This is a genomic window from Botrimarina hoheduenensis (genome assembly GCF_007859815.1).
Classification (GTDB): Bacteria; Planctomycetota; Planctomycetia; order Pirellulales; family Lacipirellulaceae; genus Botrimarina; species Botrimarina hoheduenensis.
In genome coordinates this window covers 141,466-167,466 of record NZ_SJPH01000004.1, presented here as the reverse complement: position 1 = coordinate 167,466, position 26,001 = coordinate 141,466, and the positions used below count along the sequence as shown (strand labels likewise).

The following is a 26,001-nucleotide window of genomic DNA, read 5'->3' as shown; positions in this document are numbered from 1 at the left end:
TGCGCCTTTGCCTTCGCCTGCGCAGCCTGCTGGCGGGCTGATTGTTGTTTGCCGGCCCTCGTCGGCCTATGATCGGTGCTAGCGGGCGGTGCCAGTGGCGGCATTGCTCCGCTTTCCACGACCATTGTGACAGCAGACCGGATGATCTCGCCCTCTTCGACCGCTAAGTCCTCATCGGCTAAGCACCCGCTGGGACAGGTGCGGGTCTCGATGACCCCGCAGCAGCGGTTCGAGGAGTACCTGCAGAGCAAGGGCAAGCGGACCACTCAGCAGCGGCGGGTGCTGATCGATCACGTCTTTGCCAGTCACTCGCACTTCGACGCGGACGAGCTGATCGATCAGCTCGACGCCAAGGCGACCGAGTCCCGTTCCAGCGCTGCCCGGGTCAGTCGAGCGACTGTCTACCGAGCGCTCGACGAGCTGGTCGAGGCGGGCCTCCTGCGCAAGATGACGCTCGGCGGCCGGAGCGTGTACGAACACGATTATGGCTACCCCCAGCACGATCATCTGCACTGCGAGGCGTGCAATCAGCTGGTGGAGTTCCGCAGCGAGGCGATGGACGCCCTCTGCGAGGAGGTGGCCAGCGAGAACGGGTTCCGCCTGACAGGCGGACGCCGGCTGATCCTGACCGGCATCTGCCCGGACTGCGCCGCCAAACGCCACCGCCGCCGCTCGCCGCTGGATCTGATCTAATTCCGCGGGAGGGGATCAGAGTGAGAGGGGGGGGCGTTATTCCTCGTCAGCGCTCTCGATCGCTTCGGGATCGTCATACGGCCAGTCGAATTCGCCGACGTCGAGATTGGCTCGACAATGACGGCACTCTTGCACCGTGCCACTAAATTTAGAGGGGTAGGTCGAAGACTTACCACATTCCTCACACAGGGCCTCGACCGTCGCATCGCCGGCCGCCATGGCGTTCTTGCGTCGTTCTCTTTTCTTCTGCTCGTAGGTTGCCAGAATGTCGCGGGCTTCTTCCTGATCTTTCTTGCCAATCCAAACCCGCGGCTGATGTATTTGGGGAAGCTTGCCAAAGGCCCACAAACCAACAACCGACTCGTCCGCTTCTGCATGAGCGGAAAGGCCTTGGTCGATTAGCATCTGCGCTACCTGGATCGCTTCCAGATTGCTTTCCCCGATGAAGGCAACGATCGGATCATCGATCTCCATGAATGCTACCTTCGGCGAAACGAGTGAAGCTCTGGGTCGTATTTAATTAGAGGCTAAGCCTCTAGTCTGTTTGGGGAAAGTAGCATTAAGTCGCTCACACCCGGAGCGCTTCTTGCTCTGCTTGTCGGTTGGCGTAGCGCTGGCGGATTGGCTCGACGACCTCGGCGAGGAACTCGTCGACCTGCTCTGGTGCGCGGCCGACGAGTTGCGCCGGGTCGGCGATCTGATCGAGATCGACCGCCGCGAACGCCTTGTCGCCGCGCAAGCGGTCGAGCAGATCGTTCGCGCCCCCTTGCTGCTTCACGACAGCGCCCGCCGCCTGGCTGTGCTGGCGGATCCGTTCGTGCAGCTCTTGGCGATCGCCCCCGGCTTTGACCGCCTCCATCAGCACGTTTTCGGTGATCATAAAGGGGAGCTCTGCCGCCAGATTCCGGGCGATCACCTGGGGGTACGCCACGAGCCCCCGCGCGACGTTCTCATAGATGACGAGGATCGCATCGACTCCCAAAAAGGCTTGGGGCAGCGACAGACGGCGATTGGCCGAGTCGTCAAGCGTGCGCTCCATCCACTGCGTGGCGTGCGTGGCCGCACCGTTTTGGGCGAGACTCATCACGAACCGTGCGAGACCGCCGATCCGCTCGCTCCGCATGGGATTGCGTTTGTAGGGCATCGCCGAGGAGCCGATCTGATGCGGCTCGAACGGCTCCTCGATCTCTTTGCGCATCGCCAGAATGCGCAGGTCGGTGGTCGCTTTGTGCGCGCTGGCGGCGACGCCGGCCAGGCAGTCGAGCACCTGGGCATCGACCTTCCGCGGATAGGTCTGGCCGGTGACCGCATACGAGGCGTCGAAGCCAATCTTTGCTGCAACCCGGCGTTCCAGCTCGCGCACTTTGGCGTGGTCCCCCGCGAAAAGTTCGAGAAAGCTGGCCTGCGTGCCGGTGGTTCCTTTAACGCTACGCGCGCGGAGCGAAGCGAGCCGGTGTTCGACCTCCGCCAGATCGAGCACCAGATCGTAACACCACAGCGTAGCGCGCTTGCCGACGGTGGTCGGTTGGGCGGGCTGGAGGTGGGTGAAGCCGAGGGTCGGCAGCGCGCGGTGCGTGGCGATGAAAGCGCCCAGCGCGTCGATCACGGCCGCCAGCCGCTGGGCGACCAACTCGAGCGACTCACGCACGAGCACCAGGTCGGCATTATCGACAACAAAGTTGCTGGTGGCCCCCAAATGGATGATCGGCTTGGCGGCGGGGCAGACGTCGCCGTACGTGTGGACGTGGGCCATCACGTCGTGGCGGAGCTTGGCCTCGTAAGCCGCCGCGGCCTCGAAATCGATGTCGTCGGCCTTCGCCCGCAGCTCGTCGAGTTGCGCCGTGGTGATCGGCAGGCCGAGTTCGGCCTCGGCCTCGGCCAGCGCGATCCACAGCCGGCGCCACGTCGAAAACTTCCGCTGGGCACCCCACACCGAAGCCATCGCCCGCGAGGCGTAGCGGCTGATGAGTGGGTTCTCGTACGTCTGGTGGGGGTCGGACATCGGGCGGGGCTGCTAAGCGGGGGGCCAAGGGCAGAGAGCGAGCCGCGGACACGAGCCATGGCTCAAGCCGTAGCGTGACGCACCCCGCCTCTGAGCGCCTAGTGCTTGTCGCACACACGACTAGTGCGTGTCGCACGGAGGTGCCGCGCCAGCCGCGGAGAGAATCACGACCTGTACCGCGAAAAAGACGCTTACGGCTCTCTCGCCCGCGCGCTCGGTAGCGCCCCGCGCAAGCGGTTCGCGAGGCGGAAACCTCAACCACCCGTCCGGCGCAGCACAACACCGCTGATGGTCCAGCCGTCTTTTTCGGTCTTGCCCGAGCGCGCCGACGGGCCGAAGTACGACTCCACCTCGGCAAACGGGGGCAGCTCGGCGCCATCGATCCGCTGATCGCGAACCGCGCCCACCTCACGCTGCTCGTCGCTCGTGAGCACGCGGTTCAGGAACCGACCGAAGAAGCTCTCCGATTCGGGCATCTTGCCCTGTCGCACGAGCTCGTAAACGCTGCCGAGGGTTTGGTCGGTGCGGCTGAAGGTCCACGCGCACCGCGGGCCCGGGGCGATCTGCTTCAGCTCGTTGAGCGTCGCGGCCAGATCGATACTCCCCTGGAGTGACTCGGCTTCGGTCACGCCAAACAAGGCCTGCTTGAGGAACTCCACGTCTGAGCCCACGACCAGCTGATTTTGGTGCAGGCAGACCGCTGCCCGCCGGAAGACACGCTCTTCGCGCGGGGTGGTGTCGAGTTCGGCGTCGAGGGGGAGCAGGCCGTCGATCTCGACTGGCCCGTTGAGTTCTTCCTCAGGCACGATTTCCCAATAGGGGACGCCATCAACCGCCTTCAGCTCGGCACCGTCGTTGGTCATCCACTTGCGGAGCGGCTCTTCGATCGCCGCAGCATCGCGGGCGTCGAACACCATCAGATAGCGTTCGCTCTCGGGGGTGATCGGCTTCTTGTAGTCGGTCATGACAACCACACGATCGCCGAGCTTAGCGACGATCTCGTTGCGGAGGTTGATCTTCGGCCCATAGGGATCGTTCTCGAAGTACTCCATGGTGGTTTCGAACGCGTTGTCGTAGCCGGCGAAAGCGCTGAAGAGCGAGCCGACATTGTCAAACAGGTTCACCAAGTCCAGACGAATCGTCTTGTAGCTGGCCACCACACGTGGGGCCCACGGCTCGACCGACAGCTCGGCCGTGTTGGGGAGCTCGAACATCCGCAGGGCACCGTCATAACGGTCGGTCGCCTTGCCGCTGCCGCCGGGCTTGGGCGGGGCGTAGATCGATGTGTGATGGACAAAGTCGCGGCGGGCGTCCGACGCCATGGCGATCAGGCCGCCCACGCCTTTCACGGCGTCGAAGCCCTGCTCACGCATCAGGGTGACGCGGTCCTTCTTGTCCGGGAGGGTCTCGACCGGCTCGAGCGAGCGCGCCGCGGTGTCGTAGCCGAACGGGTCGATGAACCACACGACCGTCTCGGTCACCCCCCGGGCGGCCAGCCGGGCGTTCTTGCGGGTGGTGCTGTACGCCTGGTTCTGACTCAGTGAGGGTAGATTCGCCGCGGGCTTGGTCAGCCGCGTAGCGAGTTCTTCGGCGACCGCTTGGTTGTCGGTCGCGACAACGCAGTTGGCTTCGTGAAAGCAGGCCACGGTGCGGGGGGTTTTGTCCTTGGCATCCTCGGCCGGGGGGACCCGGTAGACCGTGATCTTGGCACCCGCTGCCGAGAGCTTCTCGCTGCCGCGTTGCATGAGGCGCGTATCGATGCGGCTCAGGAGTTCTTTGGCTTGCTGGTCGCGCCCCGTGGCGTCCACCAGTGCGACCACCGCCGCACGCGGCCGAGCCGACGTCACGCCGAGCATCGCGACCGCGGCTTGCCCCGAGGCGGCGTCGTTAAAGTCCTTCATCGTCACCCCGAGCTTGTCCTCGAGCCCGCCGACCTTTTCTTCCAGCCGCTGGCTGAGCTTCTCCAGGAAGGCGTCCAGCCGCTCATCGGCCGCGAGCTCGCCCAACTGGGTTTTGTCCCAGCGTTGGCGGAAATCGGGCACGTTCGGCAGCCACAGCAGCCCGACGCTGTCGTTGGGCAGCAGCTGATCGACCGCGGGAACGGCCGCCGTGGCGACAGGGGCCAGTGATAACCAAGCCATACCGCCCAACAGGGCAGCAAGCGAAAGCGTACGCAGCGGAAAGGGCATCGTGCGGAGCAACTCCATGCTGGTGAGCCCGGGGGCGAGTGGGCCGATCAGGCGACCCTACGGCAATCTGGGCAAGCCGCGAATCATATCAGAACGGGCCGATCCGCTGGAGCGCCAAGTTGAGGGGCTCGGTCGGCGACCAGAAACCGATCTAGCGAGCGGATCCTGACGAGGCCTAATTGGTTCCCTGCCTACGCAGCGGAAGGCGTGTCGGTTTTCCGCTACATCGGCAAACGGAGGGCGATTTAGCCCAGAATCTCCCGCCGCCGCGAGAGATAGTCCCACACCACATACCGATCCAGATCGTGTCCGGCGGTAAAAAAGACCCGTCCCTTGGTGGATTCGGCGAGGCGGTAGCCGAACCGCACGTCCTCTTCGGTCTGCGACCAGCTCGGGAGCAGGAACAGGTTGATCGTGATGCCTGCCCGCTGACAGAGCAGCCCCTCGCGCAGCGTGGCGGCCTCGGTACGGGGGTCGGGCGGGTAGAGCAGGTAGAGCGTTTCGCCCTCGAAGTGCGCGGTCGGCAGGCCGTCGGTGATCAGCACGATCTGGCGATTGGGGGTGTCCTGAGCGCTCAATTGCCGCCGTGCCAGCGCCAGCCCGTGTTGCAGATTGGTGAAGTGCGGCGGCACCATCTGCTCGGAGATGTCATCGCGGCTCATGTCCGCACGAAGCTGCACGACCGGGTTGCTGATCGTGACCGGCTTGGGCATCAGGTTGATGAGTCGACCCGGTTCAACGGGCTTCGCGAAGCTGTACGCCTCGATGAACGAGAGATAGTCGCCCGGGTACTCGCTGCGGAGCAGCCCCTGCAGTGCGAGCGCCATGCGCTTCACGTTGATGTACTGGCCGTCGTAGCGCATCGACCCCGACATGTCCATGACGACGGTCGTCGCGGCCTTGGGGGTGTTCCGTGTCTTGTGGACGACAATGTCGTCGGATCGCAACCGGAATCCGCGAGGCTTTTGTTGCGGGGTGTCTCCCGCGGCCGGGGGCTGGGGCTGGGCGGCTTCGCGCAGAAGCGCGTTGGTGAAGGTGCTTACCACGTCCATGTTGGCGATCGAGTCGCCGAACTCGAACGGTTTGGTGCGTTGGGTTTCTACGGCCCCTTCGCCCGAGATGTCGCCCGTATGCCGACCGGTGCGCGACGCCTCGAGTTGGCCGAACAGCCGCTGGAGCAGCTTGCTCTGAAAAACGCGGTAGGCCTTGGGGGTGAGCTGGAACGAGCCCCCCCCTTTGCCTTCGGCGAGGCCTTGTTGCTCGGCGATGTCTCGCAGGTAGTCCTGCACCTGCTGCTGCAGAGCGGAGAGCTGATCGACGTCGCCCGGCTCGGCGAACTCGCTAAGCATCTCCAGATCGATGACACCGATTTGCGCCGTCTTGGCGGCTTCCTCGAGTTGCTTGAGCAGCTCATCGATTTTTTCGAGCTCCTCCTTCACTTCGAGCGCTTTCTCGACGGTCATCGCCTCGCGCCCCGTGAAGGCGTACTTTGCGTCTAGCTCGTCCACCTGGTACTTGTCGCCCATGCGCTCCAGGACCTGCACCACTTGCCGAGCGAACGGGCTGCTGTCGTCGCCGGTGGCGTACCACAGCCGTTCGAGCTCGCGGAGCTGCTCGGTGCGGATCGCCTGGTGGTAGCGATCGGCCAGTTTCGTAGGCGGCTTGGCCCCGGCCGCGGCGGCGTGCAACGCCTTGCGAGCCCGCTTGATCGCCTTGCGGGTTTCGTAGGTGGCGAGGATCTTCCGCTTGCGCTCTTCGAGCATGGCCCGCAGGGCGTCGATCGAGGGCCCCAGGCCCGCGATCTGGCTGGGATCAAGATGCACCGCCCGCGCCAGCTCTTCGGCGGTTAGCTCGCGCCGCTCGCCAAACATCAGCGCGTGCTCGAACGCGGCCGAGACGACGTCCGGCGGGGGCTCGGTGGGGGAAGGAAACCGCACCGGGTCGTACCGCTGGTACGAGTGGATGACGCCGCCGAGTTGGTCGCGTGTTGCCATACGCCAACGATAGGCGTCCGACCAGAGAACCGCCATGCATTTCGTCGGGCTTGAAGCTTGCAGCGGGTTGCCCCACCGCCTATCATCGAGAGTCTATGTCTGGCAAGCTGCAACGCACCGTCGCGACACTCCTGGCGAGCCTCTATCTGTTGATAGCGGCCGGCGGCGAGGGCCTGCACGTTCACGGCGGGCGGTGCTGCGGATCGTCGGTCTCGGATAGCGGAGTGTCCGCAGTCCCCCAGGATGAAGCGTCGGCTGCTCCGGGCTGCTCGTGCTGCCACGGGGTGACTTGTCCGGCCGAAACGAAATCGCCGGGTTTCAACGCCGCGACGGACCCCGGCACCGCGCACGGCGACTGCGTCGCGTGCTCTCTGCTGGCACAACTAAGAACCGCGAGGTCTTCGGCACCGGCTCAACCCGTGTTGCTGGCCACTCTGTCGAGCGCCCCCCTCGCCACCGATCACACGCTCATCGGGGCGATGATCGAGCAGGCCACGGCACGTGGCCCTCCCTGTCGCGGCTGATCGTCTCTCTCACGATCGCCGAGCTTGCTGCCTGATTCCTTGCGGGCAGCGCGCCTCCCTGTCGCTTCGCTTTTTTCGTGCTGCGTGAATGTGCGCCGTGCTTAAAGGGCAACGAGGCCAACTCTTGGGGCGAGATCGGCATTACTCCGGATTGCGTTCCTCGGAGATGAAAACCGATGCGTCGTACCGCTTTTACGCTGGTTGAGCTGCTGGTGGTGATCGCCATTATCGGCATCCTCGTTGCGCTGCTGTTGCCCGCGGTTCAGGCCGCCCGCAGTTCCGCTCGACGGATGCAGTGCGTGAACAATCTCAAGCAGATCGGTCTGGGTATCCAGATGTTTGTCGATACGCACGACGGCCGCTGGCCCCAGCTTGAAGGACATATCGATACCGAGAATTTGCCTTCCGGGGTTGTCAGCACGCGTGACTTGTCGTGGATCGAAACGTTGCGGCCGTATACGGAAAGCGTCGACTCGGTGCGGCTGTGCCCCGAGCACGGCGACCGCATCGAGGGAGTGGTACGCAGCACACGGCGGCAGGAAGACGCCAGCGGCGCGGTCATCGACGACGGTGACGATCGGCGTGAGGTGGTGACTAGCTACGCGCTCAACGGCTACCTGCGTGAGAAGCTGCCAACGGCTCACCCCAACCCGGCGGTGGCGGCGGCTCTGGAGCGCAAGGAAGCGGGCGTTGTGGATAGCTACCACAAGCTGAGAGAGACGTGCAAAACCATGGTGGTGGTCGAAGCCACAACCGCCGCCATCGCCGCCAACTACGACCACGTTCATTCCTACGAGTGGTTCAGCTCGACGAACCTCAACAACAACGGCCCGGCGCAACGGGCCGTTTGGAAGACGGTGGCGGGCGATCAGAACGATCCCGCGCTGTATCCCGGCGAGCTCGCCGTGGATCGGCATCCGGGAGGCGTGGCCAACTATCTGTACGCCTGCGGCCGCGTCGATGCCATCGCGCAAGACCAGATCGCCGAGTGGTGCGACGCCGGCTTCAATTTCGCCATTCCTCCTCAATGAAGAACGTAAGAGTTCGAGTTTTTTTCGGCTGCGGCTACTGCCTACGCCATCCTTCAACAACGAGATGCTAACCATGAGACTTTGTTCAATTCTATTTTCGATGCTCCTTGTTGCTACGAACTCCGTTTACGCTCACAGCGACGTGCTTGTGCGTGATGTCGCAGGCAAAGTGGCGATCGGCGCCGCTGCCGACCTCGGCATGGAAGAGGGGGGGCCGTTCTTTGATCTGGAGACCAAGGTCTTCGAAGCCGTGTTCTATAACCCGGCGGCCGCTTCGCCCCCATTCTTCTACGACTTTGAGCGCGACGAGCCCGGCTTCTTTTCGGCGCCCAGTGTGCCAGTTGGCACCACGTTGCCTGGCTCGGCCGACCTGACTCTCTCGCTGGAGGCGTTCTCGCTCGGCGGAGCACACGACACGACTTTCTTTTGGGATGGCTCTGGGACGGTCGACTTCCAGCCCCTTGCTGCCGCCCAGCCGGGCGTGGCGTTCACCTTTGCTCCGGCACAGTTCGCCACGACCGATGTTTTTGGCGCCGTCGATGATCATCCGCTGTTTGGCCTGACGGGTGGCGCGGCGAACGGCGTGTATCTTTCCCGTATGCGGCTGGATGTAACGGGCCTTGCGACGAGTGATCCGTTCTACATGGTGTGGCTCGCCCACGACGCGCTGGTCAGCGAAGACCTGGCCGAGGAGCTTGAAGGAGCGCTCGAGGCGTTCGAAGAGGGGGGGCCGGCACCCGTCGTCGCAGGCGTTGACTTCTCGTTCTATGAAGAGGCGGTCGAGTTCGCCGAAGGTGTCCCCGAGCCCAGCAGCGGTTTGCTGGTGGTGCTCGCTCTGAGCGCACTGGCAGGAATCAGCCGCCGTTAGCCCGCGCTATTTGCGCAACCGCGCTGCCCGGGAGGGCTTCTCTCGGGCGGCGCGCGAGCGGGCATGCGGCCCTTTGGATATCAGGACCATCGATGATGAGATTGACGATTAAAAAAAACTTGATGCGGCTGCTCAGCTCCGTATCGCTACTCGTTGTTTGCGCGACGGCGGCAGCGCACAGCGATATCTATCTGGGGGTCAGCAGCGGGCAGCTGCAAACCGGTCTGGGCGTTTGTCCCGACGCTAGTTGCAGCACCTTCGACGTTTTCCCGGCGTCGGTCTTTGCTGGCACGTTCGATCAAAATTACGTGGAGAATAATCCGGGGTTTCTGGCGGGGCCGGGCGATCTGCCCGTCTCGACCAATATCGGCTGGGACTTCCTGCCGATGACTGTCAACATCGGCCCGCAAACGGGGTTGGTTTCCACGCTCCTCTATTGGAATGGCCAGGGTTCCACCGCCACGTTCGGCCCCCCTCCGACCGCGGACTACCAGCTCGGTATGTACGGCCGCAACAACGAAGTCGCCTGGGCCGAGGGGGGCGACGCGCTCGTCTCCGGCCCGACGCTCTTGCGAACGAATCCGAATGGTTCAACCCATACGCACAACTTCTTCGCGCTCGATGATAACGATGATTTATTTGACGCCAACGCCTCGGCCGCGGGGATTTACGTTGTGGCCCTGCAAGCACGGGCAACAGGCCTGACAACCTCGGACCCATTCTTCTTCGTGTGGCGCACGCAAGAGAGCTTCACCGCCCCGGCGTTATTGTTGGCCCGGCAATGGGTCGAGGCGCGAGCCGAGACGCTCGTTGGCGCTTCACCCGGTGATTTCAACGGCGATGGCTTGGTCGATGTAGCCGACTACACCGTGTGGCGCGACGGCTTGCCCGCCAATTACACGGCAGCGGCTTACGACGTGTGGGTCGCCAACTATGGCGCTGGTGCCCCGGCAAGTCGATCGATTCCCGAACCGGCGGGTTGCCTGCTCGTGACGCTGGCGTTGGCTCTGCTGCCCACGCGACAACCAAGCTAACCCGCAGCACGCGCTGCAGCCATTCTGCTGATAATCCATGAAACCTTACCGATCGCACCGATCGTTAGACCTGCTACTGGCGAGCGTATTTACGCTTGTTGGCGTGTATGGCTACGCGCTGCATGACTGGTTCATAGGGTGCGGGTGTGTTACGTGCCATTGGTCCGAGGCGGACGACTCTTCAGTCGTGGGCGGGCAATGCACGCCCGAATCAAGCAGTGGCACGCTTTCTGTCGCTGACTGTGCGCTGTGCCAGTTCCTGGGAAGTTTCCGCTCAACGAAGCTGACGCCTGTAGTCGCCGACTTCGTGGTTGCAACCTCCCCCACGCTGCGCCGCGCGAACGAAGCGGCGCACATTGTTTGGCAGCCGTTGCCACCCCCGGCACGCGGCCCTCCGCTGGGGCGTGCCTAGAAACCGCTCCGCTAGGTAGGGAGCACGCCGCTACGCCTTCTGCGCTAGTGGCTCTGTGGACTGAACAGTTTTCTGCAGTAGCAGTAAACAGCCGTAGTGCTGCGCGTTCAACGATGCGCCACGCCTGCCGATCTGCTGCGCAACAATCATTACTCAAGAACTTCCATTTTATCTTACAGGATAACTCTAATGACTAAGCATCTGTTGTCTTCTTTCTGCGCTCTCGTGCTGATTGTCTCTGCCGGGCTTCGTGCGAACGCCGCGGTTGAGCCGGGCATCAATCTGTTCCATGTGGGCATCGATAACGCCGAGTTCGTCAACTTCGGACCTTTCGCAGGGAACCCCAATCCGAACTACCAGCGATTGGTTCTGTTGTTCACGCACACGTTTGTCGAGACGCCGACGAGCAATCACTTCCATCGGATCGGTGCCTACTCGTATGTAGGCAACCCGGCAGCCATTCCTCCGCAGCAGGGCTTCAGCACGAACGATCGTGTCCCCGAGCCGTATCAGCTGGATGACGGTCTGGGTCTGCTGCCGGGCAGTGGAGTTTTTGCCGGCCAGCTGATCTCGGGGATCGCACCGACGCGTTTCCCCACCGATTCGATCGAACTCGAGTACGGCGATCTGACGATCAAGCCCGTCGATAATCTTTACCAGTACGACAACGTGGTGAACAACGATGGTCGCAGCCCGTTCCATCCGGGGCATCACCTGCTCAACGCTTCGGGGGGTGCCTACAAGTCGTCGGTGGCAGGGGTGACGGTCGGCATGGAGTTGGTTTCTATCTCCCCCGGGCTGTCGATCTTTGACACGGCTGGTTCGCCGCTTTGGCAAACAGCCGGCGATATCCAGACGCTGGGCACGGGCGATAGCTGGTCGTTGACACCCGTGTTCGCCGTGGACGACACAACGCCGCTTGCTAAGCAGTTCGAGGCGACGTTTATCTTCCGCGATCGGGGCACAACCGGCCTGGGCGACTCGGCACCCTTTACGTTCGCCTTTGTGACCATCCCCGAGCCCAGCGCCGCCGCGCTTGCCTTGCTTGGACTGTGCGGATTGCGACGTCGTTAGGCTTCAGCAGCTTTGCTCGGCTGTTAGTTTAAAACGTTGCTTCCTCTTCAGACACGCCGTGGTGCCGACGCGCCACGGCGTGTCGCTTTGGTGGGGTGTCGCGTTGCGGTGCCGTACGGCGTAATTTGATTCCATGCTCCGTCCCGATCATCGATTCTTACTCACGGTACTTACTTGCTTGGCGGTCGCCACGCCGATGCTTGCGGCGGACCGCGCCCTTCCAGCAGAGCGTCTGGAGCGTGCCGAGCGCTTCCGTCTTCAGTTGCTGGAAGATGGTGCAGCTGAGGTCGTTGGGACGCTGATCGAACGTTTTCTTTCCGATCATCCCATTCCGCTCGCTGAGCGCCCGACGCTCCAGAGCTTTGCACTGACCGCCGAACGGTTCGTTCAGCAGCTCAGCGGTGCCGAACCGCTTGATCCAGACGCCGCCTTTTCTCCCTTCGCGGGTCGTTGGTACGGATTGTGGGACGGTAAGCGGGTCGATCACTACTGGGGGCCCCTCGACCTGGCCCCTCCGACCAGAGCAGCGCCTCGTCTGGTTGCAACGCAGACCGCCTGGGTGGGCGATGGTTGGGGATGGAACTTCCTGATGCATCCTCCAGAAGCGAAGCAATTTGTGCATCGTGAAGCGGCACACGCTGGCGATCGCAATCCCGTCGTCGCCGCGCGCGGCAGCGTGGTGCTTGGCTACGTCGAGATGCTGCATCATCAAGATCCCGACGGGGATCCGCACGATATTCGCGACGCCTTTCCGCTGGTGGGCTACCAGGATGGTCCCGGACGGCTCGTCTGGGTGACGCCCAACTTTGTGTTTTGCGAAGAAGTCCTGGGTGCCGCTGGCGATGCGCGCTACGCGATTACCGGTTTTCAGTACGAGCCGACGCCTGAGCTGGGGCTACGTATTCAGGGCGGCGGCTTTCAAGCGGTTTACACCCGCAGCCCCGATGAGCGCCCGGCCTGGCTCCGCTTTCCGGCAACGATCTGCGTTAAGGCCGCGGCGGAGTAACGTAAGCCGTCAAGCTGATCGCTAGCGCTGCGCTTGATCTTCCATCATCCGCCGTGCGCTTGTTTGCGCACGCTCCCAGCGTTCAGCGCGACAGTCGTCGCAGATGGCGAGCAGCCACGCGGCTTCTTGCGCGCTCAGCAGTCCCGATGCGAGCTCGGCATCGATACTCTCTGCGGTGGCCTCCAGCGCCGCGCGCGCTTTGAGGTTGCTCACCGTGTAAAGCGACTTCGCCTGCTTGAACGCGGCGGGGCTGACCGGCCCGTATCCGCCGCACCCGCCGCAGGCTACCGCGAGCCCCACGACGATCGCTGGCAGTTGTCGAGACCGATCAAAGTTCATTGCGCATGACCTCGCCTTCCCCGATGCTGCTGTACTCGGCCCACAGAATCAGATCGACCTGATCCTGGACGAAACGCACCGAGCCGTCGCCCAACGCGACGTTGCCCCCGCCCGGATGCTCGGCGTACATCTGGCCGACGTGATAGGTGGGAAAGTTGACCGGATGGATGATCGGCAAGCCGGTCGCCTGATACTGCTCGCCACCCGATGGACCTGCGTGTACCAGGACCAGAGTCGCGGCTGAATCGGGGCCGTTGTCGCCCGAGATAAAAGCGGGCGTCACGCCGGCCCCCGGAACGACACCAGCCCAGGTTTTTTCGCTCAGTAACGATGAGTGCTCCCCCAGGAAGATGGTTTTTGAGAGGCCATCCGTCACGTCAGCGAAGCGCGTGCGCGAGTTCCGGTAGAAGGGCCCGTCGGCAATTGCCGTGATGTCGCCTGTGGCCGAGACCTCGGCGGACCCCTTAGCGGCCGCACCCACGGCATAGATATCGATAAAGATTTCCTTAACGCCTGGCACGCCGCAGTCGCCCCAGCACGACTCTTGACCATGGCTCGCGACGTAGTGGCTACGCCCAACAACAACCGATGAGCCGTTCACCACCAGCGGTGCTCCCGACGCGTCGTTCACGACGAACGGCTCGGTGGGGCCTGAAACGGTTGGGCACAAGAAAGCATTGAGCGTCTCGCCGATCAACTCGCGGTGTTGCGGAGCGGTGAGCGGGAGCTGTCGATCGATCGCTCCGATAACGGCGGACTCTTCCAGGTAATCGAGCACAAGACTGCCCCATCCCCAGCCGGGCGGGGCGTCGTAGGTCATCGCATAGCGGCCCAGGGGGGTGCCGCTCTGCGAGAGGAAGCCAGCGGGCAGTTCGCGCCGCGCTGATTCGTAGTTGTGCATAGCCAGCACGAGTTGGCGGAGCCGATTTGAGCACTGGCTGCGCCGTGCCGCCTCGCGCGCCGCCTGGACCGCGGGCAGCAGCATGCCGATCAGCACGCCAATTATCGCGATCACCACGAGCAGTTCCACAAGGGTGAAGCCTTGCGGCCTAGCGGTTGCGATTGTTGTTGCTTGCCGATTGGCGGTGCGTTGCTGCATATCCGTTGCCCCCCGCGCCGATGGCGCTCGAATGTAACCTAGGCTAAACTTGCAGTCGAAAGTTTAGCGGGGGCTACACCAGTTGGCAAGCTCCTGCGGGCCCCTAATCTGGTTACATGGATTTCGAACAAGAACCGCTGCGAATCGCTTGCGTGGGGGCCAGCGTCACGTTTGGTCGTGGCCTGCCGAATCGTCGCACCAATTGCTATCCCGCCGTGCTTCAGCGTCGGCTGGACGCGCTGGGTTACCGGGCTAGCGTGAGGAACTTTGGCTACAGCGGTGCCACGGCCTCAAGAACGGGCAACGAGCCGTACTGGCGCACCCCGAGCTTTACCGCGGCCAGCCGCTTCCGGCCGCAAATCACGCTGATCATGCTCGGCACGAACGATGCCCAGTTTGCCAACGCGGCGGCACGCGGTGCCTTGGGAGCCGACCTGGCCGACTTGGTAAGGCACTTTCGGCAGGTGACAGAGCCGCCGGGCGAGGTGCTTCTGGCACAGCCGCCCCCCGTTTTTCCACCGGTCGCGGAGATCGATTTTACGGCGCTGGTTGAAGAGGTTCGGCCCGCAATCACGGCGGCGGCGGAGCAGACGCGGACGCAGCTCGTCGACTTTGTCACGCCCCTAGCGGACCGGAGCGAAGCCTTTCCGGACGGATTGCACCCCACTGCGGCGGTTGCCGAGCAGATGGCCGAAGTGGCCCTGGCGGCGATTCGGCCGCTGATCGAGGCACGCCGTAGCGGAGAAGACGCAACTCTTTCTTGACTCGGTTGTTATGGCGTGCTGCAATTGAAGGAGCGACCGGGTGCCTCAGGGGGGCTTTGCCTGGGTTGTCCCGGGGCCGGCGTGTCCTCAGCCGGCTGTGTTCAGGAGATTCCGTTGCTTAAGCGTTTGCTGATTGTCCGGGCCGCCGGCACCGTTGTCCGCCCTCTTGGTGGGATGCAAGCGGCGGCGATGCCAGGCCGGCTTCGCCGTTCGCGGGGCCTTACGCTGGTCGAGATGCTGGTTGCATTGGCGATCACGCTGCTGATGATGGCGGCCGTCGTCACGGTCTTTGCCAACGTCACGCAAAGCGTCACACGTCGCCGGGCCACGCTCGAAATGAGCGGCCAGCTTCGCGCGGTACGCGAGCAGTTGCAGCGCGACCTGGAGGGCGCTACCTGCCCGGCGATCCCCTCGCGTCGCCCCGAAGCCAACGAGGGATACCTCGAACTGATCGAGGGTCCGCAGACCGACGCCTACCCGAGCGTCTGGCTCTGGGACAGCACCGACGCAGAAGCCGAGCCCGATCCGGTCGGCACGCTGCCGGGGATCGACCTCAACGTGTCGTTCCTGCCCAGCAGCAATCTGGGAGGGGCCGTGGGGGAAGACGGCCCGGGGCTGGCGATCGGCTCGAACGAAGTCCTTGACGAAGACACCCCAACCGACGGCCGCGGATTGGGTGACGCCGACGATACGCTCATGCTCACGGTGCGGAGCGAGACCTCTCCGTTCGTGGGGCGTATCCCGGCCCGCAACGGATCCACGCCGGCCAACGCCGCCTTTGGCGTCTGGGGCCGCGAGGAGGTCGAGTCTTCGCTTGCCGAGGTTGTTTGGTTTGCCCTGGAGAACCCCACCGAGCGCGCCGGTGCCGAGACGTTTGCTTTCGGCGAACCGGGCTTCCGCACGATCCACCGCCGCGCGCTGCTGATCGTTCCTGACTTGGATTACGGGATTGATGTAACCCCCGCCGGGATCGAGACGGCGAACCCGAACACGGTTAGCGGACGACTTGCCGGCCCGGGGGTCGTGCGGGTGCTGGGAAACAATGTCGATCGTACGGATATCTCGCTAGCCCTGGCAGCGCTCATTGCTTTCCAGGATCGCTACGACCTTTCGGTTCGTGTCGAGTGGGACCCGACGCTGCCCAACTCGGCTGAGAGCAGCGGGTTTGGCCGCTGGGTGATTCGTGCGAACACGCTGGGCGATCTCACCAAACGCGAGAATCGCTACGAGCATCATGGCTACGTTTTTGAGCCGCAAACGCTCATTCCCCCAGCGGGCAACGGCAACTCGCCCGCTCGCGATCGCTACTTTCCGTTCGCCGCGGTATCAGCCGGATTGCTTCCTGCTTCGACACCGAACGTGACGATCGATTTCCGAGTTGATCGCGATCTCCCTCAGCCGACACAGTCGGCCAGCTTTCGGGGGGTGACGGATCCCGTGGCTCAGAACTATGTGGTGGCCTACGAGCCTGCTGCAGGCGACGTTGCCGCGGATCTCTTGAATTCTGCGAGGGTCTATGCGGCGCGTCCTCTGGTGAGATTGACGCGGCCCACCGACACCCCCGCCACGGCGCGGGCGGTGCTCAACGAAGACGGTCAGGTGGTGCACGTGACACGTGGCCTAGCACCCTTGGGAGGGGAACGCCGGGGCGACGATGTGATGATGACCGACGCGCTGTCGTTCGATCTCAAGGTCTACGATCCGGGCGTGCCGGTCTACTCGGCCACGCGCTCCAACACCGGCTCGCCACGCGTGGCGAATGTTGCCGATCGCCTGCTCACGCCGGAAGACCCCACCTGGGAAGCGGCCTTTTGGGCGGATCTAGCCGCGACATGGCCAACCGCAGCCATGACCAACCCCAATTTGTTAGGCGATCTCACCGCGACCGCGACGGTGCCTTATCAGTTCGAGCGTCGCGGGGCGTACGTCGATCTGGGCTACGGGCTTTCGCATTTACAGTTTACGGGAGCCAATACGGGCCGCATCGTGCCCGCGCAGCGACACGCGCCCCGGTTGTTCTTCCGCGACAGCTACGCGGCGTCGGGCTTTGTCTCGCAACTGCCGTTCTTTGACGATGGGCTGATGCGGGTCGCCACGGGAGTGACGAACAACGAGACCGCCAACGGACTCGCGATTACGCGGATCGTGCCCGGCGTGCCCGCCATGCACACGCTCTACCCGACCTACGACACGTGGAGCCAACACTACGAGCAAAACGGTGTGAACGAAGACCGGGACAACCAAACCGACGAGAGTATCGACGGCTTCGAGAGCCCGGGCATGTACCCCGTTGATACGAACGACGCGGGCTTGATCGCCGATGCTTACGCGCTTGCTACCGCCTTGGGACCCGATGATTCGGGTGAGCGCGAAACACGCCCCCCCTACGATGCATCGCTACGGGGCGTGCAGGTGCGGGTGCGGGTTTATGAACGCGACAGCCGTCAGGTCCGCGAGTCGATTGTCCGCGAGTCGTTCGTGCCCGAGTGATGCGTACGCCGCCCGAAGAACCAGCGCGGCACACGATCCGTCTTCGCTCAGCTTGGCGCGAGGATGGCACGGGCCGACAGCTACGGATCTTCCACCGTCCCTCCGGCCTGGGCTCGGCGGAGCGGGTTTTTTTGGTGTGGGACGGGCCCGCTGCCGCGGCCTTGCTGAATGACGAGCCGCTCAACGACGGGCCACATAAAGACGGGCCACTCAGCCGTGTCCCCCCAGCGGCCAGCTCGCACAGCTATGAGGTTACCGGACGGCTGCTCACCACGAATCGGATCGTGCTGACCGGGGCCGCGCCCGAGGTGCTCCAAACCGTGCGTTTGGAGATTCTCGCATCTTGAGCACCGGATTGCTGAGCGATCCGAAGCAGACCAGTCCGGCGCTACCCATCTGCTCGGTGATGGTTGGGTGCCTAAGCTGCGCAACCGTCAATAATGCGGCTAATCCGCAAAATGTACCCAGCCGTGAGCTAAACTAGGAGCAGGCCGTCGAACTCTTTAGTACGCCCGCGTATCGGCGTTGGTCCCGCAGGCGGTGAGGAAAGCCCATGAACGTTGTTGCCAAGACGCTGACCGCTATCGCACTGACCGCCTTCGGGCTGGGCGGCGTGATGACGCTGGCCGAAGCACAAACGAGCAAGTCCGATCAGGCGGGAAAGCGCAAGTCCGATCAGGCCGGGCAGCCGCCGCGCGGCGGGCGGTCGTGGGATCGATTCGCGCCCGCGGGACCGCAGGGCCAACCGCCAAGCGGCACGCCGCAACGCAACCCCGCGACAGGTTTGCCTAGCGGAGTTCCGCTCCCCCAGACAGGACGTTCCTACACCGGGCCTTCCAACGGTTTCGGGGTGGTCCCCGGTGCCCCGTTGCCGGCGACCGGCAGTCCGGTCACACCGCGTGATCGACGCGACTGGCGTGGTCAACGCGGCAGCGGCGGAGGGGTGCAGCGCGGTTTCGATCCGCTGTCTTCAAGCTCAAACGATGCTCCGCCAGTAGCGGAAGAGCAAGTCGGTCGACCCGATCGGCAGCGAAGGCCCGTCGCGCCACGCCCGCCACGAGAGCGTCGCAAGCCGGTAGATCGCGCCGAGGAGGAGGCTGCCGCGGGGCCCCCGCCCGAACGGTTTTCGGCAGAATGGTCGGCACAGCACCCCAATGCCTGGGGCAAGACCGCCGGCGCGCGGAGGACCGCTGAGCAAGTGAGAACGTGGCTCGCGGCAAATCCCCCCGCCGGGGGCCCGCTGGGGGACGAGGATCAAGTCGCCGCCGCACCGCTAGATCAGCAGTGGCTCCTGTTGGGCGTGTTCCGTGTCGGAAGTGTTCAGGGATCTCCCCGGCAGCTTGTTGAACTCAATCTGAGCCGCGCGGGCGAGGTGCGTGGTCGGCAGTTTGCGATGACAACTGGCGAGACAAGCGAGGTTACCGGGTCGTACGCAGCGGAGGGGCTCGACTGGCAAGCCGACGACGGATGGCAGTACGCCGCCTCGCTGGATGATCTGACCACGCCGCGTGGGGTGGTGCGGATCACAGGGACCGCTGGCCAGGGCGAGGCGACTCTGCAGCGGAAGTGACCACTTAGCGCTGTCTGTGTGGTGGGGCTCGCTTCTGCGGACGTTGCGGATCGCCGGCCCGATAATGCCTCGCACCGCGGACCCGTGCCGATCGTGAGACTTATCGCGGATTTCCGGCCTTGGTTGCTGTCCCATCTTGTTAGCTAGATGGTCGACCGCTTTGGTGAGGCCATTTAGAATGGTGAGGGAAGAGGCAACGGCAGGGCACCCCCCCGGCTGGCCACGCAGGTTTGATGCGTTGGCCAAGCTGTGCAGCGAACCACGGAACAGTCGGCTATGAGCACATCAACCAGGGGCGTCCCGCGGCGGCGTTGGACGGGCGCGATCGCTGTTGCCTGTCTGGCAACCGGCCTCGGGGCTGCTAGCGGTGCCGACGCATCGACGCTGGTTCGTTTCGATACGGTCTTGGGGGCGATCGACGTGCGGCTGTACGACTCGGCCACGCCGCTGACGGTCGATAACTTCTTGGGCTACGTCGGGCGCGGCAATTACACCAACACGATGATTCATCGCACCTCGCCGGGCTTTGTGATCCAGGGGGGCGGCTGGACCTACAACGGCACCACGCAGGTCGAGCCCGATAATTATCCGCGTGTGTTTCAGCAAACCGCGGTGCTCAACGAGCCGGGCATCTCGAACCTGCGGGGCACGATCGCCATGGCCAAGATCGGCGGCGATCCGAACAGCGCCACCAACCAGTGGTTCTTCAACCTCGGCAACAACGCGGCCAACCTCGACAACCAGAACGGCGGCTTCACCGCGTTCGGTCGCGTGTTGGGCAATGGGATGCAGGTGGTTGATGCGATCGCGGCGGTTCCTCGCTTCGGCTTCCAGGGGGCTTGGAACGAAGCACCGATGCGTAACTACACGGCCGCCCAGTACAACGCTTTCACGCCCGTTGGCGGCAACAACGTCGTGCTCATCAACTCGGTCAGCGTGCTCAACCTGTTGCCGGGCGACTACGACCGCGATGGCGACGTCGACAACGCGGACCTTGCCGTCTGGCAAGCTGATTACGGCGTGACGTCCCGCGCCGAAGCCGATGGCAACGGAGACGGCGTCGTTGATCTGGCGGACTTCACTCTCTGGCGCGACAGCTTCACAGGCCCGCTGATGGCGGTTGCGGTGCCCGAGCCCGCGGGGGTTGCGCTGGTCGGGTTGTTCGGCCTGCTGATTGGTGTGCGACGAAGGGGTAACCGATGAACGTGGTGCGTGGGGGCGGCATCGCCCTGATTGTGCTGAGCTTTGTCTTGCCGGCTCCAGCTGCGACGCCAACGCACAAAGTACGGATGTACTGGAACTACGGCGCGATCGAGGTCGAGCTGTACGGCAACGATTCTCCGCGTCATGTGGCCAACTTCTTTCGGTACGTGAACGACGGTCTCTTCGATGACACTTATGTGCATCGTGTGCAGTCGGGCTCGGCTCGGTTTGTGCAGGGCGGAGGTTTTCGTCTGCCGGATCCCCTGTTTGTTCAGAACCTGTTGAACGATCCGGTGCCCGACTTCCCGATGATCGAGAACGAGTTCAACGCCAGCAACGGCCTGTCGAACACTCCGGGAAGCCTTGCCGCCGCACGCTCGACCAGCCCCGACAGCGCGACGAGCCAATGGTTTTTCAACGTCACGAACAATGCGGCCGGTTTCGACCCGGGTCCCTACACCGTCTATGGACAGATCACCGCGGGGTTTGATTGGTTTTCGGCCGTTCCCTATCAGAACCAGCTGCAAGTGTCTTTCCCGCAATACGCCGGCACCTACCTCGCGACGATGCCGCTCGTGAATGGTCAGTTCCCCGTGGTGCTCGCTGAGGTGGTTGAGATCTCGCTTCAAGCGGGCGATTTCAATCTCGACGGCATCGTTAACGCCGCCGATGAGCTCGTCTGGCAGGCCGGGCAGGGGAGCTATGGCGTCGCTGATCTCAGGGCTGACGCCGACGGCGATCGCGACGTGGATGCCGATGATCGACTGATCTGGCAAGCCAACGTGGGGCAGGGGACGCTCCTGCCGCAGGTTGCGGGTGATTTCAACCAAGACGGCATCGTGACCCAGGCCGACTATCTCTGGTGGCGGACGACCTACTCTTCGACAACGTCGCTCGATGCCGATGGCAATCAAGATGGCCTGATCGACACGGCCGACTACACGGTCTGGCGTGACGCCTGGCTTGCCTCGTCAGCGCTGGCGGTTCCGGAGCCGGCGAGCCTTTCAAGCTGCGTGCTGCTGTTGGCGGGGAGCGTTGCCGGCCGGCTTAGGGGACGCCGATAGCGCCCAAAAAAAACGCGGGCCTCGGATGAGTCGGCTTTTACCAACACACTGAAGCGGCCAGGGGCAAGAAAGCCGCCGCAGCACCATCATCCGAGGCCCCGCGAGTCCGTCAGCACTTAAAGCACGCTGCGTGCCAGACGGGGGCTCAGGCGTCCGTCTCGTTTCGAGACCGCCTTTAGGCCCTGTTTTCTCGCAAAAGCCGGCGTCTCAAATCGAGATGATTCCCGCTCGCGCGGAGGGTGAGCACGAATGCTGCGCTAGTTTGCTACGAAGGCCGCATAACAGCACGACGCGTCGTGCCGATTAGTGAGCGGGGCGCATCGCGTTCCAGAATGAGACACCTGATCTACGCCGTGCAGTTGATCTCCGGCCGCGGGCGCCTTAGGAAACCGTGCTTGTTAGTTTCGCCTGGGGTTCTTTCGGCCCCGTTTTTCCTCTCCCCGTTACGATAACCCCCCGCCCCGGCGATCCCGGTTGGCCACTTCGCCATGGACACGGCAGCCTTGAAACGAACCGCCACGATCGGAACCGGTGCTTCTGCCGTCCAAGTGGGGCCCCGGCAGCCGCTGACGTTGATCGCGGGTCCGTGCGTGATCGAATCGCGAGAGCTGACGCTCCGCATTGCGGACACGCTCGTGAAAAGCTTGCAGCCGCTCGACGTGTCGCTGGTCTTCAAGGCATCGTTCGACAAGGCCAATCGCACGAGCTTCGGGGCCTATCGCGGTCCGGGCATCGACGAGGGCCTGCGCATCTTGGCCGATGTCCACGCCGAAACGGGGCTCCCCGTCACCACCGATCTGCACGAGCCCTCCCAGGCCGCCGCCGTGGGGCAAGCGTGTCAGTTGTTGCAGGTGCCCGCCTTTTTAGCGCGTCAGACCGACCTGCTTGTCGCGGCCGCTCAGACCGGACGGGCCGTGAACGTCAAGAAGGGCCAATTCATGGCTCCCGCAGAGATGAAGCACGTGGTGGGTAAGCTTCGCGAGGCGGGCTGCGAAAACGTGCTGCTATGCGAGCGCGGCACTTTTTTCGGTTATGGCCGATTGGTCAACGATTTTTGTGCCATCCCGCTGATGCAGGAGCTTGGCGTGCCGGTTGTGTACGACGCCACGCACAGCGTGCAGCAGCCGGGCGGAGCGGCCGGCGGCGGGGCAACCGGTGGCAATCGCGCGATGGCTCCGCCGCTGGCGCAGGCCGCCGTCGCGATGGGAGCCGACGCAGTGTTTCTCGAAACGCACCCCGACCCGGACCGCTCGCCGAGCGACGGCGCGAACATGATTCCGCTTTCGGAAGTGGTGGCGCTTGTCGAGCGGCTCATCGCCATCCGCAGTGTTGCGAGCGTACAATAAGAGCCCTGTTGCGGCCGCAACGCGGCGACCGTACGACGTGCCGATCTAGATGAGAGCCCTTGTGCGAAGCGTTCTGAAGCATTGTGCGTTTGCCCCCCCTGATTGCCACGCCAGCGCAAGCCGAGCGGTTCGGTCGGTCGGAGCAAAGCGGGGTTGGCTGCGGTTGATGTTGGGCGGCATGATCGTCGGCGGTGGCCTGATGGGCTGCGGCGGTGCGGACGAGTCGGCATCGCGCGACGCGGCGGAACGCCGCAGCCGTCAACGCCAAGCGGCACAAACCGATGCGCTGCTCGAGTCGATCGCTTCGCAGCTCCGAACGCTGCCCGAGGCGGTCCAGCTCGATCTAACCCCCCCCACGGTGGTCGTCGATTCGCGGTCGAGCACCGACGGGGAAGATATCGAGGCCGTCATCGTGCGGCCCGACGGTGTCCCGCCCGAAGCCCCCGCGAACCTATTGCGCGTTCCGCGTCGCAACGCTCGCTTCCGAGCAGCGGATGTCCGCCCCGACGACACGATCAAGTACTTTGCTCGGATTGGCCGCGAGACGCAGGATCGTCTCCGCGAGGCGGGCGATGCCGACATCGTCGTGATGGAAGCGTTCGAGTTCCGCGTGGCACAGGTGCTGAGTGACAACGATTTGCTGATCGTGGGGGGCTTGTCGAGGGAAGTTGACACGCCGTTCCGCTTGGAGGTGTGGCGCAACGTTGACGACCGGATGGAACAGATCAGCAGCCAACTGGCGGCCTATGCGCGGCGGCGTGATCCTCCCGTGGGCTGGCAGCCCAGCCCCGATGAAGCCGAACTCCGGCAGCTCCATGAGCGCGTCAATCAGTGGCTGCGGCAGAGCGGCGGAGTCAGCGAGGGTCGCCAAGCCGAGATCAAGCGGTGGCTGAAAACGTTGCCGTCGCTGGAGCAGGCTGACCCGATCAGCGATCTGTTGACCGTCACAGCGCTGGCCCAGGGACCGTTTCTCGTGAACGAGAGCCGCGAAATCCAGCAGGCGGTTTGGTGTCGCGATATCGCCCGCCGGGTGCGTGGCAACAGTGCCTCGGCGGCGGATCAGGCCGCGGAACTGTTCGATTGGGTGGTGCGTAACGTTGCACTCATGCCGTCAGCAGAGGCGTCGCCCAACTTGCCCTGGGAGGCGATGCTGCACGGTCGCGGGTCGGCCGAACAACGGGCTTGGGTCTTCGCCCTGCTGTGTCGTCAGGCCGAACTAACCCCCTTTGTGCTGTCCGTTACGGAGACCAACGACACGACCGCTCGAACCCTCGTGGGCGTTGTCGAAGGAGTTCGAGCGGTGCTGTTTGATCCCCAGCTTGGCCTCCCTGTTAGTCGTCAGCCCGGCTCGCCGCGTGCTGATGCCTCGCTCGCGGAACTGATCGCCGAGCCCTCGATCCTGCGCGGCTTTGATCTGCCCGACAGTCCGTACCCCGTGACGGCTGAGGCGCTAGTTGATGCGAGTGCATGGCTTGTCGCCGAACCCTTTGCGCTCACCGGCCGTGCCGCGGCCTTGGAGAAACGCTTTTCGGGCCGTGACTCGCTGGTGCTGACCGTGGATCTCGAGAAGACCGCGGCGGCTGTCTCGGCCGCATTGCCTCCGTCTTTGGCCGTCAAGCTGTGGGAGCACCCGTTTGAGACACTCCGCGCTAAGCACAAGCTGAACCAGGGCCGTCGCAACCGCGACATCAAGGAGTTTCTGCCGTTCGCGTGGCGTCCGCCCCTGTGGAAAGGGCGGGTTCTGAGCTTCCGTGGCGTTAAGGAAGACGCGGCCCCCAAGGGAGAAGTGCTTGCCGATCCCCAGGACGATCTGCGTGCCGCGCAGGTGAGCTTTATGGATCGAACCCTACGGCCTAAGGACAAGCTCATCGCGACGGTCTCCTCCGACGTGAAACGCGATATCTATCGCCGAGCGAAAGTGATCGCCACCTATTGGCTTGCGACGACAGCGCTGGAGCGCGGCGACTACCGTAACGCGATCTCGTGGCTTGGTAATAGCGCGCTGATCGGCCCTGATGCCGAGGAGCTGCGCGAATCGATTCGCTATACGCGCGCCCGTGCGTACGAAGCGTTGGGCGAGACGGCTACCGCCGCTGAAACGCTGGGAGACTCCGCTTCGGCCCAACGTCACGGCGATCAATTACGGGCACGTTGGTTGCGGGAAGCAACTGCCGACGGCAGCGCTCCCAACGCGAATGCCCCCGCGAACGCGGACGAAACCAAGTGAGCGGTGCCGGCGTAGCGCTAATGCGGCGGCATTGGTTCCTCGTTGCGCTAGGGGGAGTGCTGCTGGGGGGAGCGCTCGGCCACGCGACGTTCGAGAGCGTTGTGAACACCGCACCGCGGGGGGCGATTGTCGCCGCAGTCGTGCTGGCGATGTCCGCTTCGATTGACCTGGCGGCCAACCTGCGCCGTCCGGGGGCACTGCTCGCGGCGGGCATCGGCTTTGCGACCAACGCGGTGATTGCTCCCCCGCTGGCCTGGGCCATTACGCCGCTGCTGGGAGCGGAAGGCTTGGGGCTGGGGTTGGTGATCGCCGCGCTCGCGCCTTCCACGCTCGCTTCGGCCGCGGTCTGGACACGGCGTGGCCACGGCAACGACGCCGTCGCGCTGGCGATCACGGTGGCGACCAACGCGGCTTGCTTTCTGACGATCCCCGCGTGGGCCTATCTGCTCTTAGGCAGCGATGTGGACACCGGTGGCTGGCGGCTGGTGGTCCGGCTGGCAACGATCGTGGTGGCTCCGATTGCGCTCGGCCAGCTTCTCCGGCGTGCGAGGCCGCTTCGCGAGCGTCTGGATCGCCAGCGGGCGGTCCTCGGGGCGTTGGCCCAGGTCGGGCTGCTGAGCCTGGTGCTGATGGGGGCCGTCCGCTGCGGCGGACTCCTGGCGATAGCCGGAAAGGGGCTCTCGATGACGAGTGTCGTGGCGCTGCTAGCAGCCTCGGTGGGACTGCATCTGCTGCTGTTTGCGACCGCCTGGCGATGCTGCCGGGCTCTGGGGGGAGAGCGTGCCGAAGCCTTGGCAGCGGCCCTCGGCGGGAGCCAAAAAACGCTGGCCGTGGGGATCGACCTGGCGATCGGTCTGACCGCTTCTGCGGCTCCGCTTGCAGCCGCATTGGCGATTCTGCCGATGATTCTGTACCACGCGGCCCAGCTGCTGATCGACGCGGTGCTGATCGAACGGCGTCCGTTCGGCCCGGGAGGAGCCCCCCCTGAAGGGACTGGTGCCGGGCCTTGAGCCGGGGCCCCAGGGGGCGTACGATACGGAGCTTCAAGCCAAGTACCCGTTCTCTCCGTAAC

22 protein-coding genes and 1 pseudogene are annotated in these 26,001 nt (G+C 64.1%); 17 read left to right on the top strand and 6 right to left on the bottom strand.

Annotated elements, in window-relative coordinates; genetic code table 11:
• The first annotated feature begins 141 nt into the window (after positions 1-141).
• A complete protein-coding gene (locus Pla111_RS10720) occupies positions 142-693 on the top strand; it encodes a Fur family transcriptional regulator (RefSeq protein ID WP_146574208.1) in 552 nt (183 codons plus the stop codon).
• Positions 694-729: 36 nt separating this feature from the next.
• Here Pla111_RS10720 and Pla111_RS10715 read toward each other — a convergent pair whose 3' ends face one another.
• The 4 genes from Pla111_RS10715 to Pla111_RS10700 all read right to left on the bottom strand — a co-directional run bounded on the left by Pla111_RS10715 (position 730) and on the right by Pla111_RS10700 (position 6,914).
• Positions 730-1,167, bottom strand: coding sequence for a hypothetical protein (locus Pla111_RS10715; RefSeq protein ID WP_146574206.1), 438 nt, complete (start codon positions 1,165-1,167; stop codon positions 730-732).
• Between the two features lie 94 nt (positions 1,168-1,261).
• Positions 1,262-2,695 (bottom strand): adenylosuccinate lyase, encoded by a 1,434-nt coding sequence (gene purB / locus Pla111_RS10710; RefSeq protein ID WP_146574205.1) that lies wholly within the window; start codon positions 2,693-2,695, stop codon positions 1,262-1,264.
• Between the two features lie 254 nt (positions 2,696-2,949).
• The gene (locus Pla111_RS10705) at positions 2,950-4,902 is read right to left on the bottom strand and encodes a hypothetical protein (protein WP_146574202.1); all 1,953 of its coding nucleotides are present in this window, start codon (positions 4,900-4,902) and stop codon (positions 2,950-2,952) included.
• A gap of 227 nt (positions 4,903-5,129) precedes the next feature.
• Entirely contained in the window at positions 5,130-6,914 is a 1,785-nt protein-coding gene (locus Pla111_RS10700) for a hypothetical protein (protein ID WP_146574201.1), read from the bottom strand.
• Positions 6,915-6,973: 59 nt separating this feature from the next.
• Here Pla111_RS10700 and Pla111_RS10695 point away from each other — a divergent pair, with 59 nt between their 5' ends.
• From Pla111_RS10695 to Pla111_RS10665, 7 genes and pseudogenes are all read left to right on the top strand, one after another.
• Positions 6,974-7,402 carry a hypothetical protein gene (locus tag Pla111_RS10695; RefSeq protein WP_146574198.1) on the top strand — a complete coding sequence of 143 codons (429 nt, stop codon included), beginning with the start codon at positions 6,974-6,976 and terminating at the stop codon, positions 7,400-7,402.
• A gap of 176 nt (positions 7,403-7,578) precedes the next feature.
• A pseudogene (locus Pla111_RS17775) lies at positions 7,579-7,812 on the top strand (type II secretion system protein); the annotation flags it as partial.
• Between the two features lie 721 nt (positions 7,813-8,533).
• On the top strand, positions 8,534-9,301 hold the full coding sequence (locus tag Pla111_RS10685; RefSeq protein ID WP_197524948.1) for a PEP-CTERM sorting domain-containing protein: 768 nt from the start codon (positions 8,534-8,536) through the stop codon (positions 9,299-9,301).
• A 122-nt stretch (positions 9,302-9,423) separates the two neighbouring features.
• Complete coding sequence (locus Pla111_RS10680) at positions 9,424-10,335, top strand: hypothetical protein (RefSeq protein WP_146574192.1); 912 nt, start codon at positions 9,424-9,426, stop codon at positions 10,333-10,335.
• Positions 10,336-10,372: 37 nt separating this feature from the next.
• Positions 10,373-10,747, top strand: coding sequence for a hypothetical protein (locus tag Pla111_RS10675; protein ID WP_146574190.1), 375 nt, complete (start codon positions 10,373-10,375; stop codon positions 10,745-10,747).
• A gap of 189 nt (positions 10,748-10,936) precedes the next feature.
• Entirely contained in the window at positions 10,937-11,821 is an 885-nt protein-coding gene (locus tag Pla111_RS10670) for an all3515 family Zur-repressed PEP-CTERM protein (protein ID WP_146574188.1), read from the top strand.
• 133 nt (positions 11,822-11,954) lie between these two features.
• Entirely contained in the window at positions 11,955-12,827 is an 873-nt protein-coding gene (locus Pla111_RS10665; RefSeq protein ID WP_146574186.1) for a hypothetical protein, read from the top strand.
• Positions 12,828-12,848: 21 nt separating this feature from the next.
• Here Pla111_RS10665 and Pla111_RS10660 read toward each other — a convergent pair whose 3' ends face one another.
• Both Pla111_RS10660 and Pla111_RS10655 read right to left on the bottom strand, forming a co-directional pair.
• Positions 12,849-13,166, bottom strand: a complete 318-nt coding sequence (locus Pla111_RS10660; protein WP_146574185.1) for a hypothetical protein — start codon at positions 13,164-13,166, stop codon at positions 12,849-12,851.
• The gene (locus Pla111_RS10655) at positions 13,156-14,265 is read right to left on the bottom strand and encodes a DUF1559 domain-containing protein (protein WP_146574182.1); all 1,110 of its coding nucleotides are present in this window, start codon (positions 14,263-14,265) and stop codon (positions 13,156-13,158) included. The genes Pla111_RS10660 and Pla111_RS10655 overlap by 11 nt, the downstream gene beginning before the upstream one ends.
• A 116-nt stretch (positions 14,266-14,381) precedes the next feature.
• On the opposite strand from Pla111_RS10655, the gene Pla111_RS10650 reads away from it, so the two are divergent.
• From Pla111_RS10650 to Pla111_RS10610, 9 genes are all read left to right on the top strand, one after another.
• Positions 14,382-15,029 (top strand): GDSL-type esterase/lipase family protein, encoded by a 648-nt coding sequence (locus Pla111_RS10650; RefSeq protein WP_146574180.1) that lies wholly within the window; start codon positions 14,382-14,384, stop codon positions 15,027-15,029.
• 114 nt (positions 15,030-15,143) lie between these two features.
• Positions 15,144-17,519 carry a type II secretion system protein gene (locus Pla111_RS10645; RefSeq protein WP_146574179.1) on the top strand — a complete coding sequence of 792 codons (2,376 nt, stop codon included), beginning with the start codon at positions 15,144-15,146 and terminating at the stop codon, positions 17,517-17,519.
• On the top strand, positions 17,519-17,866 hold the full coding sequence (locus Pla111_RS10640) for a hypothetical protein (protein ID WP_146574177.1): 348 nt from the start codon (positions 17,519-17,521) through the stop codon (positions 17,864-17,866). The genes Pla111_RS10645 and Pla111_RS10640 overlap by 1 nt, the downstream gene beginning before the upstream one ends.
• Positions 17,867-18,072: 206 nt before the next feature.
• Positions 18,073-19,089: a hypothetical protein gene (locus Pla111_RS10635; protein ID WP_146574175.1), complete on the top strand. Its 1,017-nt coding sequence runs from the start codon at positions 18,073-18,075 to the stop codon at positions 19,087-19,089.
• A 276-nt stretch (positions 19,090-19,365) separates the two neighbouring features.
• Positions 19,366-20,292: a peptidylprolyl isomerase gene (locus Pla111_RS10630; RefSeq protein ID WP_146574173.1), complete on the top strand. Its 927-nt coding sequence runs from the start codon at positions 19,366-19,368 to the stop codon at positions 20,290-20,292.
• On the top strand, positions 20,289-21,356 hold the full coding sequence (locus tag Pla111_RS10625) for a peptidylprolyl isomerase (RefSeq protein ID WP_146574171.1): 1,068 nt from the start codon (positions 20,289-20,291) through the stop codon (positions 21,354-21,356). Before Pla111_RS10630 ends, Pla111_RS10625 begins: the two co-directional genes overlap by 4 nt.
• A gap of 488 nt (positions 21,357-21,844) precedes the next feature.
• Positions 21,845-22,702 (top strand): 3-deoxy-8-phosphooctulonate synthase, encoded by an 858-nt coding sequence (gene kdsA / locus Pla111_RS10620; RefSeq protein WP_146574169.1) that lies wholly within the window; start codon positions 21,845-21,847, stop codon positions 22,700-22,702.
• A gap of 61 nt (positions 22,703-22,763) precedes the next feature.
• Positions 22,764-24,929, top strand: a complete 2,166-nt coding sequence (locus Pla111_RS10615) for a transglutaminase-like domain-containing protein (RefSeq protein ID WP_197524947.1) — start codon at positions 22,764-22,766, stop codon at positions 24,927-24,929.
• Entirely contained in the window at positions 24,926-25,939 is a 1,014-nt protein-coding gene (locus Pla111_RS10610) for a bile acid:sodium symporter (RefSeq protein WP_146574165.1), read from the top strand. The genes Pla111_RS10615 and Pla111_RS10610 overlap by 4 nt, the downstream gene beginning before the upstream one ends.
• Positions 25,940-26,001 lie beyond the last annotated feature (62 nt).